The organism is Vibrio sp. S/42/10, from assembly GCF_029890535.1.
In the GTDB taxonomy this organism is placed as follows: Bacteria; Pseudomonadota; Gammaproteobacteria; order Enterobacterales; family Vibrionaceae; genus Vibrio; species Vibrio cyclitrophicus.
Genome location: NZ_JAKMZC010000009.1, coordinates 1 through 15294, shown reverse-complemented (window position 1 = coordinate 15294; position 15294 = coordinate 1). Strand labels below are relative to the sequence as shown.

At 43.9% G+C, this 15294-nt stretch carries 16 protein-coding genes; 7 read left to right on the top strand and 9 right to left on the bottom strand.

The genetic code is table 11. The features are described 5' to 3' along the window. Nucleotides 1-137: 137 nt before the first annotated feature. The gene (locus L8S15_RS11515) at nt 138-758 is read right to left on the bottom strand and encodes a glutathione S-transferase (RefSeq protein WP_010432311.1); all 621 of its coding nucleotides are present in this window, start codon (nt 756-758) and stop codon (nt 138-140) included. Between the two features lie 144 nt (nt 759-902). On the opposite strand from L8S15_RS11515, the gene L8S15_RS11510 reads away from it, so the two are divergent. After that, complete coding sequence (locus L8S15_RS11510) at nt 903-1787, top strand: LysR family transcriptional regulator (RefSeq protein ID WP_010432310.1); 885 nt, start codon at nt 903-905, stop codon at nt 1785-1787. A gap of 125 nt (nt 1788-1912) precedes the next feature. On the opposite strand, the gene L8S15_RS11505 is transcribed toward L8S15_RS11510, so the two are convergent. Continuing rightward, nucleotides 1913-2830: a LysR family transcriptional regulator gene (locus tag L8S15_RS11505; protein WP_016767953.1), complete on the bottom strand. Its 918-nt coding sequence runs from the start codon at nt 2828-2830 to the stop codon at nt 1913-1915. 117 nt (nt 2831-2947) lie between these two features. Here L8S15_RS11505 and L8S15_RS11500 point away from each other — a divergent pair, with 117 nt between their 5' ends. The 3 genes from L8S15_RS11500 to L8S15_RS11490 are packed head-to-tail and all read left to right on the top strand — an operon-like array spanning nt 2948 to nt 4891. Next, nucleotides 2948-3889, top strand: a complete 942-nt coding sequence (locus tag L8S15_RS11500) for an NADP-dependent oxidoreductase (protein ID WP_010432305.1) — start codon at nt 2948-2950, stop codon at nt 3887-3889. Between the two features lie 51 nt (nt 3890-3940). Continuing rightward, nucleotides 3941-4567 carry an antibiotic biosynthesis monooxygenase gene (locus L8S15_RS11495; RefSeq protein WP_260811195.1) on the top strand — a complete coding sequence of 209 codons (627 nt, stop codon included), beginning with the start codon at nt 3941-3943 and terminating at the stop codon, nt 4565-4567. Nucleotides 4568-4579: 12 nt separating this feature from the next. Then, entirely contained in the window at nt 4580-4891 is a 312-nt protein-coding gene (locus L8S15_RS11490; protein WP_016794880.1) for a DUF1330 domain-containing protein, read from the top strand. Between the two features lie 265 nt (nt 4892-5156). Here L8S15_RS11490 and L8S15_RS11485 read toward each other — a convergent pair whose 3' ends face one another. The 6 genes from L8S15_RS11485 to L8S15_RS11460 form a co-directional block, all read right to left on the bottom strand. Continuing rightward, nucleotides 5157-5843: an SGNH/GDSL hydrolase family protein gene (locus tag L8S15_RS11485; protein WP_102282489.1), complete on the bottom strand. Its 687-nt coding sequence runs from the start codon at nt 5841-5843 to the stop codon at nt 5157-5159. 84 nt (nt 5844-5927) lie between these two features. After that, the gene (maiA, locus tag L8S15_RS11480; RefSeq protein ID WP_280573124.1) at nt 5928-6632 is read right to left on the bottom strand and encodes a maleylacetoacetate isomerase; all 705 of its coding nucleotides are present in this window, start codon (nt 6630-6632) and stop codon (nt 5928-5930) included. Nucleotides 6633-6653: 21 nt separating this feature from the next. Then, nucleotides 6654-7691 (bottom strand): fumarylacetoacetate hydrolase family protein, encoded by a 1038-nt coding sequence (locus L8S15_RS11475; RefSeq protein ID WP_016787473.1) that lies wholly within the window; start codon nt 7689-7691, stop codon nt 6654-6656. A 12-nt stretch (nt 7692-7703) separates the two neighbouring features. Further along, on the bottom strand, nt 7704-8834 hold the full coding sequence (locus L8S15_RS11470) for a homogentisate 1,2-dioxygenase (protein WP_010432292.1): 1131 nt from the start codon (nt 8832-8834) through the stop codon (nt 7704-7706). Further along, nucleotides 8827-9900 (bottom strand): 4-hydroxyphenylpyruvate dioxygenase, encoded by a 1074-nt coding sequence (hppD, locus tag L8S15_RS11465; protein WP_010432289.1) that lies wholly within the window; start codon nt 9898-9900, stop codon nt 8827-8829. Before hppD ends, L8S15_RS11470 begins: the two co-directional genes overlap by 8 nt. 338 nt (nt 9901-10238) lie before the next feature. Then, nucleotides 10239-12278 carry a DUF3466 family protein gene (locus L8S15_RS11460; protein WP_280573119.1) on the bottom strand — a complete coding sequence of 680 codons (2040 nt, stop codon included), beginning with the start codon at nt 12276-12278 and terminating at the stop codon, nt 10239-10241. 301 nt (nt 12279-12579) lie between these two features. Here L8S15_RS11460 and L8S15_RS11455 point away from each other — a divergent pair, with 301 nt between their 5' ends. The 3 genes from L8S15_RS11455 (at nt 12580) to L8S15_RS11445 (ending at nt 15144) form a co-directional block, all read left to right on the top strand. Continuing rightward, nucleotides 12580-12825 carry a hypothetical protein gene (locus L8S15_RS11455; RefSeq protein ID WP_010432281.1) on the top strand — a complete coding sequence of 82 codons (246 nt, stop codon included), beginning with the start codon at nt 12580-12582 and terminating at the stop codon, nt 12823-12825. 286 nt (nt 12826-13111) lie between these two features. Continuing rightward, complete coding sequence (locus L8S15_RS11450; protein ID WP_016767944.1) at nt 13112-14482, top strand: ATP-binding protein; 1371 nt, start codon at nt 13112-13114, stop codon at nt 14480-14482. After that, the gene (locus L8S15_RS11445; RefSeq protein ID WP_010432275.1) at nt 14479-15144 is read left to right on the top strand and encodes a response regulator; all 666 of its coding nucleotides are present in this window, start codon (nt 14479-14481) and stop codon (nt 15142-15144) included. The genes L8S15_RS11450 and L8S15_RS11445 overlap by 4 nt, the downstream gene beginning before the upstream one ends. Nucleotides 15145-15198: 54 nt before the next feature. Here the strand turns inward: L8S15_RS11445 and L8S15_RS11440 are convergent. Further along, on the bottom strand, nt 15199-15294 hold a 96-nt coding region (locus L8S15_RS11440), incomplete at its 5' end, for an IS3 family transposase (RefSeq protein WP_137409013.1).

Sequence of the window (15294 nt, the reverse complement as noted above, 5' to 3'; positions counted from 1 at the left end):
AACGATGATCTATCACGTCCCTACTCGTACCAGCATATTAGCTCTCCCTTATAAAAGGGAGAGATGTCACTTTTCAGATCGTGTAATCGTCTATTTATGAGCGTGCCTCGTAACGCTTCTCACGCGAAATAGCCGTGTTAGGCATAGAGCCCTACAGCTGTGCGAGGCATCGCTTTGAAGCCATCAAGATTCTCAATGTTGCTTAGCAGACGGAGTACATTCGGGTACTTGTCTAGCGACACGTTACCTTCGGGTGCATGAGCCACATATGAGTAGACGGCAATATCCGCAATGGTTGGTCGACCACCAACCAAGAAGTCTTTGTTAGCCAATAAAGTATCGAGTTTGGTAAGTGCCTTTTCAGCAACAATTTGACAAAACTGAGCATCGAATGGCGCGTCAAAAACAGTAATTAGACGGGCAGCAGCTGGACCAAAAGCTATTTCACCAGCGGCTAGTGTTAAGAACTTTTGCACTTCAGCTTCTAGCATAGGATCCGAAGGAAGAAAGTCTGGAGCATATCGGCGCGCCAAGTAAACGAGGATGGCATTTGAATCGCTGATGACAATGTCATTGTCTTCAATGACCGGTACCTGTCCCAAAGGGTTTAATGTTAGGAACGGTTCTTTTTTGTGCTCTCCTGATGGAAGATCAACATAAACAATTTCGTGTTTAATATTGGCAATGCTTACAAAAAGTTCCACACGGTGTGCATGGCCTGATAATGGAAAACTGTAGATTCGAATACCATGTGACATTCTAGCCTCCTAAACGGACTGGTTTGATTGTGTATGCTAGGAGTATATAAGGTGTTTAATAGGTTATAATCTACCCATATATACAATAATAATGTACATTTTGTAGATAATTATAATTCTGAGGTCAGCAGAGAAAGGGAGTTTATGGACACTATTGAAGCGATGCGGGTTTTTGTTAATGTGGCACGTCAAAAATCCTTTACTCAAGGAGCAAAGCAATCAGATCTGAGTACGAAGCTAGCAAGTAAGTATGTTCGTCAACTTGAAGCGAGATTGGATGCTCAACTTTTTTATCGAACTACACGCAGCGTGACATTAACCGAAACGGGACGAGCTTACTATAAGCGTTGTCAACCGATACTAGAGCAGTTTGATGAGCTCGAAGACTTGGTACAAGACCGTCAAAAAGAACTTTCAGGGACTATCCGGTTAACAGCATCCACAGGCTTTGGAAGTAAAGAGTTGATAGAACCGCTGCTAAGCTACCAAAAGCAGCATCCCGAAGTAAAAGTCGATCTTCGCCTGTCAGACAACCATATTGCGGTCGTGGAAGAGGGCGTCGATATTGCAATAAGATTTGGTAAGCTGCAAGATTCTAATTTAATGGCACGAAAGCTGAAAGATATGCGAGTGGTATTTTTTGCTTCCCCAGACTATCTAAGTCTCAATGGCTTACCTACTCATCCTGAAGAACTTGTCGATCATAACTGCCTGCTTTTTCGTAGCTCTACTGATTCGAAAAACTGGCATTTTAACCTCAATGGCCAAATCGTCTCTTGCCCAGTGTCTGGGACTTTCAATGCAGACTCACCAAGGGCAATTACCAATATGTCGCGTGGTGGTTTAGGTATCGGAATTGGGCCGTATTACGCCGTCGAAAACCATGTCAAATCAGGTGAGCTAACGTTGCTTTTCGAAGAGATGGAAGTAGAGCCAATGGGGTTATACGCCGTATATCCCGAGAACCGACATTTAACCGCAAGAATCAGAGCTTTAATCGATCATCTTGTTGCTTGGTTTAACGACTAAGCGCTAACCAGTATTAGGAATTTAGGTGCCTCGCTTATATCTAGTTCTGGGCGAATTCTGACCGGCTCATTTACATTCTAATGAGTCTCAGAAATAGTCTTAGTGTGCTCTAGGTAAGAGCCAAACTACATCAGTAAATCCCCGTATCTCACTTTATTGGTATCTACGATTTTTTTCTCAATAAAGTCTAAGAATACTTTAACTCTAACGGGTAAAACTCTGCCAGGTGGCCGTACCGCCCAAATTTTTGTGTCGTTCACAAGCTTATAATCCGGAAGGATTTGAATCACTCGACCAGATTTTAACGAAGGCCCTGCATGCCAGTAAGAAGCCATACCAATCCCCATACCAGACTCAACAAGATCACTGACCGCATCCCCTAAGTTTAAGGAGATCGGATTTGCTACAGATACCTTGTGTACTTTCCCGTCAGCACTCATAAACGCCCAATCGACAGCATGACCCAAGGGCAAACATCGATGCTTGAGTAAATCTTCTGGGCTTTCAGGCGCACCATATTTTTCAATATAGTCTGGTGAAGCAACTAGCATAATTGGATTGTCAGCCAGTCGCCTCGCTAACAGGTTACTTGAAGACAAGTTACCAATACGGAAGGCTAAGTCGTAGCCATGCTCAATTAAATCCTCGGTTTTATCGTTAAAGTCAATTTCCAATTCAAGATTAGGATACAGCTCGAGTAACTCAGGGATAAAGGGAACAATGTAATGTCGACCATATGAAGCTGATACAGCCACTTTTAATCGCCCTTGAACATTGCTTTCGCTACCTTTGAAGACATTTGCCACCTCTTCAACATCGTCAACAATGCGTCTGGCATGAGGTAGAAACATTTCACCATCATGAGTCAATGTGATGGTTCTTGTTGAGCGATGGAACAGTTTTACGCCCAGCTCCGCTTCTAATTGTTGCACTCTTTGGCTGGCATTAGTCGTTGAAAGCCCAAAGTCTTCGCCAGCACGTCCAATTTTTCCTATTTCTACAACTCGTAAGAATAACGCTAAGGTTTTTAGATCAAAGTTCACTTCATCCGCCTCTCTATTAATCCCGAATTTAAGGATAGTATTTCCTTAATCTGCTAGATGATACCAAATAATGGCATATATATAATCATTTACGAATTCACCAACGGAGACAAACCAATGAAAGCAATTATTACTCATCAAGCAGGCGGCATTGAAAACCTACAGTTGCACGACGTAGAAAAGCCAACAATTAGAGCCAATGAAGTACTAGTAGAAACTCGAGCCATCAGCATTAATCCTGCGGATACCAAAGTGAAGTATGCAGAAGAAGCGTTACTTGATTTGTATGGCGAAGAGCGTCCTATCATTTTGGGGTGGGACATAGCAGGCACAGTGATTGAAGCTGGTGCAAACGTCACCAATTTCAAAGTGGGTGATAACGTCTTTGGTATGGTGAATTTTCCAGGAAATGGTAAAGCGTATGCGGAGTATGTTGCCTCTCCAGAATCACATATCGCATTAATACCTGAGGGCGTTAATTTTATCGATGCAGCAGCAACCACACTTGCTGCCATGACAGCCTATCAGGCATTAAACGGTCGGGTAAACCAAGGTGATAAAGTTCTAATTCATGCGGGATCTGGCGGCGTGGGCCACTTTGCCGTTCAAATAGCCAAACAGATGGGCGCTTATGTTTATTCGACAAGTTCGGTTCGAAATAAGGATTTTGTGATGTCACTTGGTGCAGATGAGCACATCGATTACCGTGAGCAAGACTTTGAAAAAGTACTTCATGATATTGATTTAGCGTTCGACACGGTGAGTCCAGAAAACGCTGAAAAGTCGCTACAAGTGCTGCGTTCTGGTGGTCAACTCGTTTCAATTACTATTCGAGAGCCTTCAGATAACATGCAAAAAACTGCGTTTGAATCAAATTTAAAGATTACTCCGCTTCTTGTTCAATCTAACGGTGAAGACGCTTCAAAAATTTCTGAAATGCTCGCCAACAACTCGATCAAACCACACGTATCTCAAATTTTCGAGTTTAAAGATTTAGCTCTGGCGCACACTGCTGTCGAAACTGGCCGAACCGTAGGTAAAGTTATCGTAACGGTTTAGTTCCCATAAGTCATTGAAGTTAAAATTAAAAATCTAGCAAGGTGTAGAGTAATGATTAACCAAATTGTAAAGTTCACAGTAAAGCCAGAATACGAAGACGAATTTCAACAACAGCTATTGGAGCACCAACTGGCGAGTAGCCAAGAAGCTGGCAATGTGGAGATGCGAATCTATGTTGATAACCAAGATTCGAATCTATTTTTTGCCTACGACCGTTGGGTTAATCAGGAGGCTTTGGATTCACACTTACAGCAGGCACACACTCAAAAACTCATCAAACTGACAGAAACTGCTTTGGTTGAGCCTGCGATGGTTTTGAACCTTAGTGAAACAACCCCTGCGCCTGTGGCCTTGAAGCAAGCAGATAAAGAGGATGAGAAATTTAATATTTTCTTCATTTTCAAACTAAAAATGGAACATCGTGAAGCGCTAATCGCCCAGTTCGAGGAGCATATTCAACACACTCGCACCGAGACAGGTAATTTGTTGTTTGATTTGTTTACCATTAATGGCAATGACGACACGTTAGCCGTGTATGAACACTGGAGAAAAGAATCGGATGTTTGGGATATCCACTTTAATCAACCTTACTCGAAAGTGACTGGGGCATTAATGGAGAAAGCCGTGGTAGGTGATATGAACCAGTACATGAACTTTGTCACTCAAATAGCGGGTTGATTGGAGATAATAATGACGGCTTATTATGTAGTTAATTATGATATTGCGGATGAAGAACTTTATGCGCAATACAACCCTGGGTTAAATCATGTCACTGCTAACACGGTTGCAAAGCATGGTGGTGAGATTTTGGTCGCAACAAGTGAAGGTCAGACACTGTCGGGGCAATGTTTACAAATGAAAATAATCATTCAGTTCCCAAGTAGAGAAGCTGCATTAGCATGGGATAATGACATTGAATATCGTGACGCAAAACTCATACGCCTTGCTGCCACTACCAATATAGATTGCTACATTGTAGACAAATTGGTTGTTCCGTCTTAATACCAAGAATCTTATTTAAGTACAGGTAGTGGAAGGCGTAGCGGATGAGTAAAGTTGATCGTTACTTTTAGGTGATTCGAATACTTTGTAGCAGCAGAGATTATTTGCATCACCTTAATTCTATTGGCTTCTTAACAAGCTTTTGTCCCGCGGCGTTCAATCTAACCCTCACCATAGTTTGCCAGGACGAAAAATATCAAAGCAAAAGGATGACTAGAAATACCAACATAAGGCTTTCTAACCTCGGAAAAGCCTGCAGCTATAACTAAACAGCGGTTTCCAAGATGGTGGGGATTCGCTTTGCTAGTATCTCAGCAAACTTTTCATGCTGGGATGCTTGCCAATGTATACCTTCTTTTGGGCAAGGTTGGATTTCGGTTGCAGCATCAAAGAAATGACAACCCAGTTCTTGGGAGCGAAGTTTAAAATAGTGTCCTAGCTGCTTTGATTTAGCTTCAGCGTTCGTAAAACCCTCTTTTAATGGATTCACTTCAAGGACATGAGTAGGTGACACTAGCAAGACTTCAGCAGGCTTAGTCATAAAACCGTGTTGATAGTTTTGTATCAGTTGAACGAGTCTTGCAGCCCCTTTAGATATATCACTGGCAGTCAAATTGAAACGAGATTTGAGGTCATTGGTTCCAAGCATCAGTATAACAAGATCGGGGTGATGGCTTTCTATGCACGGTAAAAGGTAATCTAGCCCTTTTTTTCCTGCTTCATAAGGGTCATCTAAAACGGTTGTTCTGCTGTTTAAACCCTCTTCAATCACGACATAATTAGGGAGTTTTGATTGAAGTAACATCGTCCAGCGCTCTGCACGGTTATATCTACGCGGTAAGTCTGGGGAACATCCCCAAGTGTTGGAATCGCCAAAACATAGAACTGATTTCATAGCCATTTTATTCGTTGATTTAAAGATGTTTAATTGTATTACAAATGAAATGAAAATTGTTAGCACTACGTCAGACACATCTTAGATATTTGTGGTGTATCGTATTGCAGTCGAAATTAGCCGTAAATTGTTGCCATTCGTTCACATCGGTACATTCGCATCCGCTTGGTTCTCTGGCATCGCCTCAATAAAAGCGGGTAACTGATTACACGCTTCGACAATTGAGTTAATCAGCGGATACGGCGACATATCAACATCAAAGCGCAACGCGTTATACACCTGCGGCACTAAGCAAATATCGACGATGCAAGGCGAATCAGTGAGGCTATACACCGAATCACCGTGTGTTTTTCGGTGTTTGGCCAGCTTCTCTTCTAACGCTGAAAACCCTTGGCTCATCCAATAGTGAAGCCAATCCATTTTAGCCTCTTGCCCGCATGACAATTCTCGCTCCAAATACTGCAACACGCGCAGGTTATTAAGAGGATGAATTTCCATCGCAATATCCTGAGCCATCGCCAGTGCTTGATAGCGCAGTGGTGTTTGATCAGGAATCAGCGAGACTTCCGGGCTACTCACACATAAATAGTGCTCGTCGAGATATTGCAAAATAACTAGTGACTGATTGAGTTGAACGTCACCATCCACCAGCACCGGCACTAATTCACTGGCATTGAGAGCGCGATATTGTGGGTCATGCTGCTCGCCACCATTACGCACCAAATGCACCGATTTAGACTCATAGTTGAGTTGCTTTAGGTTCAATCCAATACGCACTCGATAGGCTGCGGACGAGCGCCAGTAACCGTAAAGTAAAATGTTCTTGTTCACGATGCTCTCGCTCATACTGAAACCCTATTACGTGGATTATAACGCTCGATACTGGCTCACTTTTTGGTCAATCGCACCAAAAATGGAGTCACCCGCTGCATCAAACATCTCAAGCTTGATCGAATCGCCAAACGACATGAATTGAGTCGACGGTTTACCATCACGAATCGTCTCAATCATTCGCACTTCGGCAATACATGAATAACCCACACCGCCTTCGGCAATTGAGGTGCCGTGGTCAGTCCCTTGCTTATTAGAAACCGTGCCCGAGCCTATGATTGTGCCTGCCGACAGTGGACGAGTTTTCGCAGCATGGACGATCAGCTCAGCGAAATTGAAGGTCATGTCCACACCTGCATTTGGACAACCAAAAGATGTGTCGTTGTAGGTTGAAGTCAGTGGCAGATGCACCTTGCTGCCTTTCCACTGTTCACCTAGCTCGTCAGGTGTAACGGCAACCGGAGAAAACGCTGAAGAGGGTTTAGACTGGAAGAAACCAAAGCCCTTCGCGAGCTCTGCCGGGATCAAACCGCGCAGCGACACATCGTTCACCAGCATCAGCAGACGAATAGAATCGTGCGCTTGCTTAGCGCTAGCACCCATTGGCACATCTCCGGTGACAACGGCGACTTCGCCCTCAAAATCGATACCCCAATCATCACTAGCAAATTCAATATTGTCACGAGGACCAATAAACGCATCTGACCCGCCTTGATACATGAGCGGGTCAACCCAGAAGCTTTCTGGCATTTCAGCACCACGCGCCTTACGCACCAGCTCAACGTGGTTTACATACGCGCTGCCATCTGCCCATTGATAAGCGCGTGGCAGAGGCGATTCACAATATTGAGGCGCAAAGACTTCACTGCCTATCACATGCCCAGTATTAAGCGAGGTGTATAATTCTTCTAACTGAGGCGCAACACTGTCCCAGTTATCCAAAGCTACCTGCATGGTTGGCGCCAAATGCATCGCGTGAAAAATCTCCGTCGCTGGCACACACTGTTTAAGATCTCTACTCACGACCATCAACAGACCATCGCGAGTACCATTTTTCTTGGTTGCTAATTTCATCCTTGTTGCCCCTTACTTCTCTTGCCAACTGTAGACATATTCTTTGTTCTCAACGCTATCGAGTTCATCAGAGAACTGCAGCGCGTGGCGAGTATCGATCATCACCGCCACTTCATCGGTAAACTTCTTCTTGTGCGCTTGCCCTGCCTTAAAGGCTTTAGGGTGAGGCCCATGCGTAAACCCAGCCGGATGGAAGGTCACCATGCCCGCCTCAATGTTATCGCGACTGAAGAAGTCACCTGCGTGATAGAACAGCACTTCGTCGTAATCATCGTTGTTGTGGTAGAACGGCACTTTTAACGCCCCAGGATCGCTCTCAATCGGGCGTGGCACAAAGGTGCACACCACAAAGCCTGCGCCAACAAACGTTGTATGCGCAGAGGGTGGCAAGTGGTAGCGATGTGACATCAGCGGTCTGATATCGCGCCAATTTACTTTCACCACAGCTAGGTCGCCATGCCAACCAATTGCATCCAATGGATTGAACGGATAAGTAATAACGCTGACTTTGTCGTGGCGTTTTACCTGAACCTGAGTTTGATTTTCTGAGTACTGAACGCGGAATTGATCATTGATAGAAGGGATGTCGAGCACAGCAGGATCAAACACCGCGTGATTACCGACCATGCCTTTCTCTGGCAAGGAGTAAGCCGCGTCTGTGTTCTCAATCATCAAGATAAACATCGGCTCGCTTGGCTCTAAACGCCAGTTGGTCGAGCGCGGGATCATCACGTAATCCCCTTCACTCACCTCTAGATGACCATAGTCACAATAGAGATCGGCGCTGCCTTGATGAATGAACAGCAGCTCATCACCGTCGGAATTACGCACCAAGAAATCCATCTTCTCGTCCATGCGCCACACACGAATTTTGCAGTCCGCATTGTGCAAAAGATGAGGCACAGCCCAAGGCGTTATCTGGCTGGCTTTTTCCACTAGCGTGAAATCAAAAGCGCGAGGGCGCAGATCACCCTCCCACTCCGACCAACCTGTTGGGGCATGTTGGTGATGAAAGTGAGCCGCTGGGCCGAAGAACCCACTTCGGCCCGCCTCTCGCTCATAAATTGCCTCTTCGGGAAAATCGGCGTGCGCTTGTTTAGAGCACACACCCTCCCGATGAGGAAACGAGATCCATTTATGCATCGTCTAATACTCCTCGACGAATCTGGTCCTCTTCAATCGATTCAAACAGCGCTTTGAAGTTACCTTCGCCAAAGCCTTCATTACCTTTACGCTGAATGATTTCAAAGAACACAGGCCCGATTACCGTCTGTGTGAAAATTTGCAGCAAGATGCCATCTTTGGTCGGCGCACCATCAATCAGAACGCGTAGGTCACGCAACAGATCGGTATCTTCCCGGTGGCCTTTTACACGATCGTCAACTTTCTCATAGTAGGTATCTGGGGTTGGCATAAAGTCCATGCCGCGATCACGCAGGGTTTTCACCGTTTTGTAGATGTCATCCGTAGCAAGCGCGATGTGTTGGATACCTTCGCCGTTGTATTCACGAATGAACTCTTCAATTTGTGATTTGTCATCTGAAGACTCATTGATTGGAATACGGATCTTGCCACATGGTGAGGTCATGGCACGGCTCACAAGGCCTGTCAGCTTACCTTCAATGTCGAAGTAGCGAATCTCACGAAAGTTACCGATACGCTCATAAAAACCAGACCACAGATCCATATTGCCTTGTTTCACGTTGTGCGTGAGGTGATCGATCTCATAAAGGCCTACGTCGGCTTTCGCCATGCGCTCTTGCGCGTCATCATAGAATCGGAAATCAACGTCGTAGATGCTCTGCTTGCCGTAGCGATCCACAAAATAGAGCAGGCTTTCACCGATGCCGTAAATGGCAGGAATGCTAAGCTCCATCGGCCCTATTTCTGTCCTGTACTCTTCACCGCCACCCTTAAACGCTTGCTCCATTGCAGCTGTTGCTTCGTTGACACGAAACGCCATGCCACACACCGATGGGCCGTGAACTTTAGCGAACGCTTCCGCTTGGCTGTGAGGCTGTTCATTGACGATAAAGTTGATGTCACCTTGTCGATACAGCCAAGCCTCTTTTGAACGGTGCTTGGCGATCTCAGCAAAACCAAGTGACACAAACAGCGCTTTAAGTTGCTCTATTCCCTTGTGGTCAACGGCCGTGTATTCAACAAACTCGAATCCATCTGTGCCAAGCGGGTTGTATGACTCCACCATGAATTTTCTCCTTGTACCTACTGGTTTTGTGTTAAGTGATTTTTGTCCTTGATTAAATTTGGCCCACAAGCGGAAAGATTGGAATGGATGGAAGGAAATGGGCAGTAACGCTGAAAACTCGTCAAGTTGTAAAATATTTGTTACACACAAAACCTCACAACAAGAAAATGAGTGCTATCAAGGGATTGAAAGAGGGTGGTTTGATTTACAGGCGAGCAAGAAATGTTATTGAATTGTTACATGTGGATTTTTAAGCGAAAGGGATAACATCGACTTAGTGCCGCCTTCGATGTTATCGGAAAAAGAAGGCGACTTTTGAACTTCATCAATTTAAAAAGTTACAGACGAGATACTCTTGAACGCATAGAAAGCACGGACATCAAACTGATAAGCACCAATAACCCGGTACCGGCACCACTACGTTCAACATCTTCAGCGCTATCATCACTTCTTTCAGCAATGTCTTCACTTGTTGCTCCAGATATCGGGATAAGTTTCACAGCCACCACCCTCTCGTCACCTACTCCATCATTACAATATGCAAAGTGCGCGGTTGAATCATAAGCCATAGAAGAGGAGCTACTTTCACTCGCAAAACATTGTATTGCCGTCCCTGAGATAACACCCGCATCATTAATGTCGGTTGCGTCCAATATTCTAAAGTGGTTGTTGGCATCACTGTAGTCACCACCGTTAGTTAGGTCGTCTAACCACCAAGCTTGATCATTATATCTTGCACGTCTATCAGCATCGGTACCAATGTCGTTGTAAGGGAAAATGAAGCCGCGATGCCTCCTTTCATGGCCGTCTACTTCAGAGTGAGTTTCTGCGTCAACATAGCCAACAATTTCATTGTAATTATTGATCTCACTTGCTTTTCCTTCTGCACTATCAAAGAAAATGTCTTCACCTAAACTTGCGAAGAATGTAGCTGTTGGCGTTGTGTCATTCGCATCAGCGACAAACATACGATTGTCAGACACACGATCCGACGGATAATCACCATCTCGTTTTGCATAACCAATAACCATCATGTTTTCATTAATATCTGTTGCGACAGAATTACTGTGGATGTATGAATCACTCACTTCTACCGTCGCATTAGCGATAAATGTCGTCGTCCAAGCATTTTCCGAAACGCTGAAATTTGACGTACTGCTTGGCCTAAACACAGCAGCCTGCATAAGAAAGTTATCAGAATCATCTAGCTCTGTATTGTAACCAACTAAAACAGGATAAGAGCTATATGTCCCTCTAGATGAAATCGTTGCAGCCCTCACACTCGCCTGTGCTGAAGCTTCATCATCGTTGTAAGAGTAATAGGTCGAACTGGTTTCCCAATCAGATACTGAGAAACGGTTTCCATCATCATTGGGGCCATTCGCATCGGTTATATTCCAGACAAAAGCTCGATTAGCAAAAGCAAAGTTCTGACACTCTGGATATAAAGCAGGCTCAATATCTTCATCGATACAATTATCTAGATCCTCTGCATCACTGTCGGATGTGTACGGAGAATCATAATCTTTATACTCATCACTGTAATAAAAAGTCGCAACGGACGCACTTCCGACCACATAGCTTTCTCCTCCATAACTGAAAGAATCAAAAGCCATCGTTCTTCCCATTTGGGAGATTATATTCGCTTCGCCGTCAGCATCGCTGATCGTAATGCTGGTATCGGCTTCAGGTTGGAGAACCGTAAATTCAGTGCCTGTATCGTAGTAACCACGCAGCCTATACAACTGAATATATTGGTTGTTATAGCTGTAATAACCACTGCTGGTGTTACCAAGAACAAAACCATTCTCGTCAACTTTAGTGATCACCTTCTCCTCTGTTCCATCAACAAAGGAATAACTATAACTGCTCACATCAGGTGGATTACTGCCAACATCAGGGATATCACTTAACGAATAAGAGTCATAGAAAGCCGTGGAATTCGTCTGATAGCTCAGCTCGTAATATGCATCACGCTCATTTCTCAAGCCTCCAATGCCTGCATCCTCATCGCCATACCACAACAAAGAACTCCAAGCTTCACAAGTCGCGTAGCCAAGTTCACTTGTGCAGTAGCTATAGATATCGTCATAATCCAAATAGTAGAACGTGTTATCGATACCAAAAGGGACCTCCTCTTTAAAGGAAAAACCTGGTTCTGCATTTTGAGCTTCCCCTGCGAATGCATAATCGGTGTCACCACAACTGGTACTAAAGCAATCCGTTGTACCAAGCTCTGGTTCAACTGCAACCCCATACACCGATTCCGTTTCTACTGGTGATTTCTCCAAAACCACCCTATAAAGAGCAGCGTTACTATAAGAAGCAACCAACAACGTAGAAGAGACAACGACTGATTTTTTTACCATTGCCTTCATTCTACGGCTCCTAAAAAATAATCCATTTCAATACCAACGATAGCTTTCTGCCTTTATTGCTAAAGGCATTAAATTCATGAGTTCAATAATGGACTAGGATAAAAATAGAAAATGTGGAAACTATGTAGAAACAATGGAGGTTTAAACAACCTGACTTGATGGGCTGATGAACTGATGCCCTATTAAAGTTAAACGCTAACTTTCATCTCCTAGATTTATCCATTTTCTCTGCTAATTTGATCGCTAACCTATTTACGTCAAAGAAATACACTTATATTTGGTTACGAATAGGAATTAAATTATGAAAAAAATCACGACAGCATTACTTTTACTGACATCGACATTCGCGCTTCAAGCGTGTGCTGAAAGCCGTGAAGGTCCAAGAGAAATGCCAAGTTTTGAAGAAATGGATGCAAACGGTGATGGCGAGTTACAATTAGAAGAGCTCAGAGGTCCACTCGCCGATGACTTTGACAAACTAGACGCAGATGGAAGCGGTGGTCTATCGGAAGAGGAAGTTCCGCCGCCACCACCAAGACGTCAATAATTGTTAGAGGGTTATCCAAAAATAGTGATAATTCAATGCGAGCTGATGGGGTATAGCACCCTGTCAGCTCGCTATTCGTTTCTAACAAAAAGATGCTTATACATGGCCTAAGATGAATAAAGAAATCAATGTCCACATTTCCCACACGATTGGTGACTAATATTGGTTTAACTCACTTTTGTCTTAATTCATTTTACTGTCCTAATTCACTTTAACTTCTGGAGAGAACGTGCGCATATCAATTTTCACTAAACTGTTTGTTTCAATACTAATGGTATGCGTGACCATGCTCTTTGTACTGACCTATTTTATTAACTCCAGTTTTCAAAGAGGGCTCCAAGATTTCACAAATAATAATGAGATTGCCCTAGCTCAAGAACTCGCCAATAACTTAAAGCAATATTACTCACCTTCCGAAAAGTGGAGGCGGCTAGAACGTGAACCACATTTAATCGCCAGTAGCATTGGTGGCCCCTCACGACCACATGCTCGTGACAGACACCCATCGCCACCACCATTAAGAGAGCCGGAAGCGCCAGATCTTCAACCTATTTGGCAACGACTCAACATTTTAGATCAAAACGGGCGAGCTATAATTGGACCTCCTGAAAACCTACATCACCTTGAAGATGGTCAGCATCAAGCACTAGTCGAAATAACACGGGATGATCAAGTGATTGGGTATATCTCCATCGTCCAGATGGATGAAATATCAGGGCCTTTGGCAGAAAGCTTTTTCAAACAACAAACGACGCATGTAAGCACTATCGCTTCGATTACCGTGTTGCTTTCATTCCTTATCGCTTTATTTCTTGTTAGGCGATTTTTGAAACCATTGCGTGCTTTGTCGAAAGGTGCCAAATCTATCGAAAATGGCGATCTCGATTTCTACATTGAAAAAAGCGGCAATGATGAATTGTCCGATCTCATCGGAATATTCAACGGTGTAGTCGAAACACTAAGAAAACAAAAAACACTTAGAGAACAGTGGTTATCGGATATTTCACATGAACTTAGAACGCCTATCACCGTGCTAAGAAGTGAACTAGAAGCGCTACAAGACGGTATCCGATCTCCTGAGCCAAAATATATCGACTCGTTACATCAACAAATCATCACACTGGGTCAACTCGTTGAGGATCTTCATCAACTCTCCCTGTATGACATCGGATTTAACCTCAATGTTAAAAACAACGTTGATATACATAAACTGATTGATTCTGTGATCGTTCAAAACTCGATCCGTTTAGAACAGAAAAGAATCACATTAACAAAGCACTATGACCATTCAGCCCCACTGTTTACCTCGTGTGATGAGAGATTACTGACACAACTGTTTGTGAATCTGTTGGAAAATAGCGCACGATACACTAGCGATAATGGGCATGTATCGATAGATGTTACCGACATTAGTGATAGTATTATTATCAACGTTGAAGACAGTGATCCAGGTGTACCTGATGCATCACTTCCGCGTTTGTTTGAGAGGCTTTACCGCGTTGATAAATCGCGCAGTCGCTCAAGTGGCGGTTCTGGGCTTGGCTTATCTATCTGTAAAAATATCGTTGAAGCGCACCAAGGACACATTACTGCCGACCACTCAGAATTGGGTGGACTACGAATCATCATAGCGTTACCAAAGGAAATAAAATCGTGATCTTAGTCGTCGAAGATGAGCCTGCATTAGCAAGTGTACTGTGTGAGTACTTAGAGCACTCTGGCCTTGAAAGTCATCATATTATCGATGGTAATCTTGTCATTGACTGGGTAAAACAAGCATCGCCTAAACTCATTATTCTCGACCTAATGCTACCCAATCGAGACGGGTTGGATATTTATCGAGAGCTGAGAACGTTCAGTGACATCCCTGTGGTTATGGCGACAGCCAAGGTCGAAGAGATCGATCGACTCGTTGGGCTTGAATTGGGTGCAGATGATTATATATGTAAGCCGTACAGCCCGAGAGAAGTAGTCGTGAGGGTGAAAAATATTTTGCGCCGTTCCAACAAGCCCCAAGCCACGTCAGCAACGAACGCCATTGATATTGATGAATTGAGTATGACCGCCGTCCTATGTGGTATTAAGCTAAGTTTAACGCCAGCTGAGTTTCGGCTTTTGCACCTTCTTTATCAAAATGTTGGCCGCATTTATAGTCGCGATCAATTGATTGATAAAATCTACGACGATAGAAGAGTGGTCAGTGATCGCACTATCGATAGCCATATTAAAAACTTACGTAAAAAAATGGTCTCGATAAATGAAAAATGTGACTACATTAAATCCATTTACGGGATAGGTTACAAACTAGAAATAGAATAATACGAACGAAAAAGCCGCTTTCATGAAGTGACCCCGTAAAGTTGGACATTTCTGTTAAGCGGCTTTCAAGGCCTGAGTTCGATATTCTATCGGAGTCAGGCCTTTTAGTTTCACTTTTATACGTTTGGTATTGTAGTACTCGATGTATTC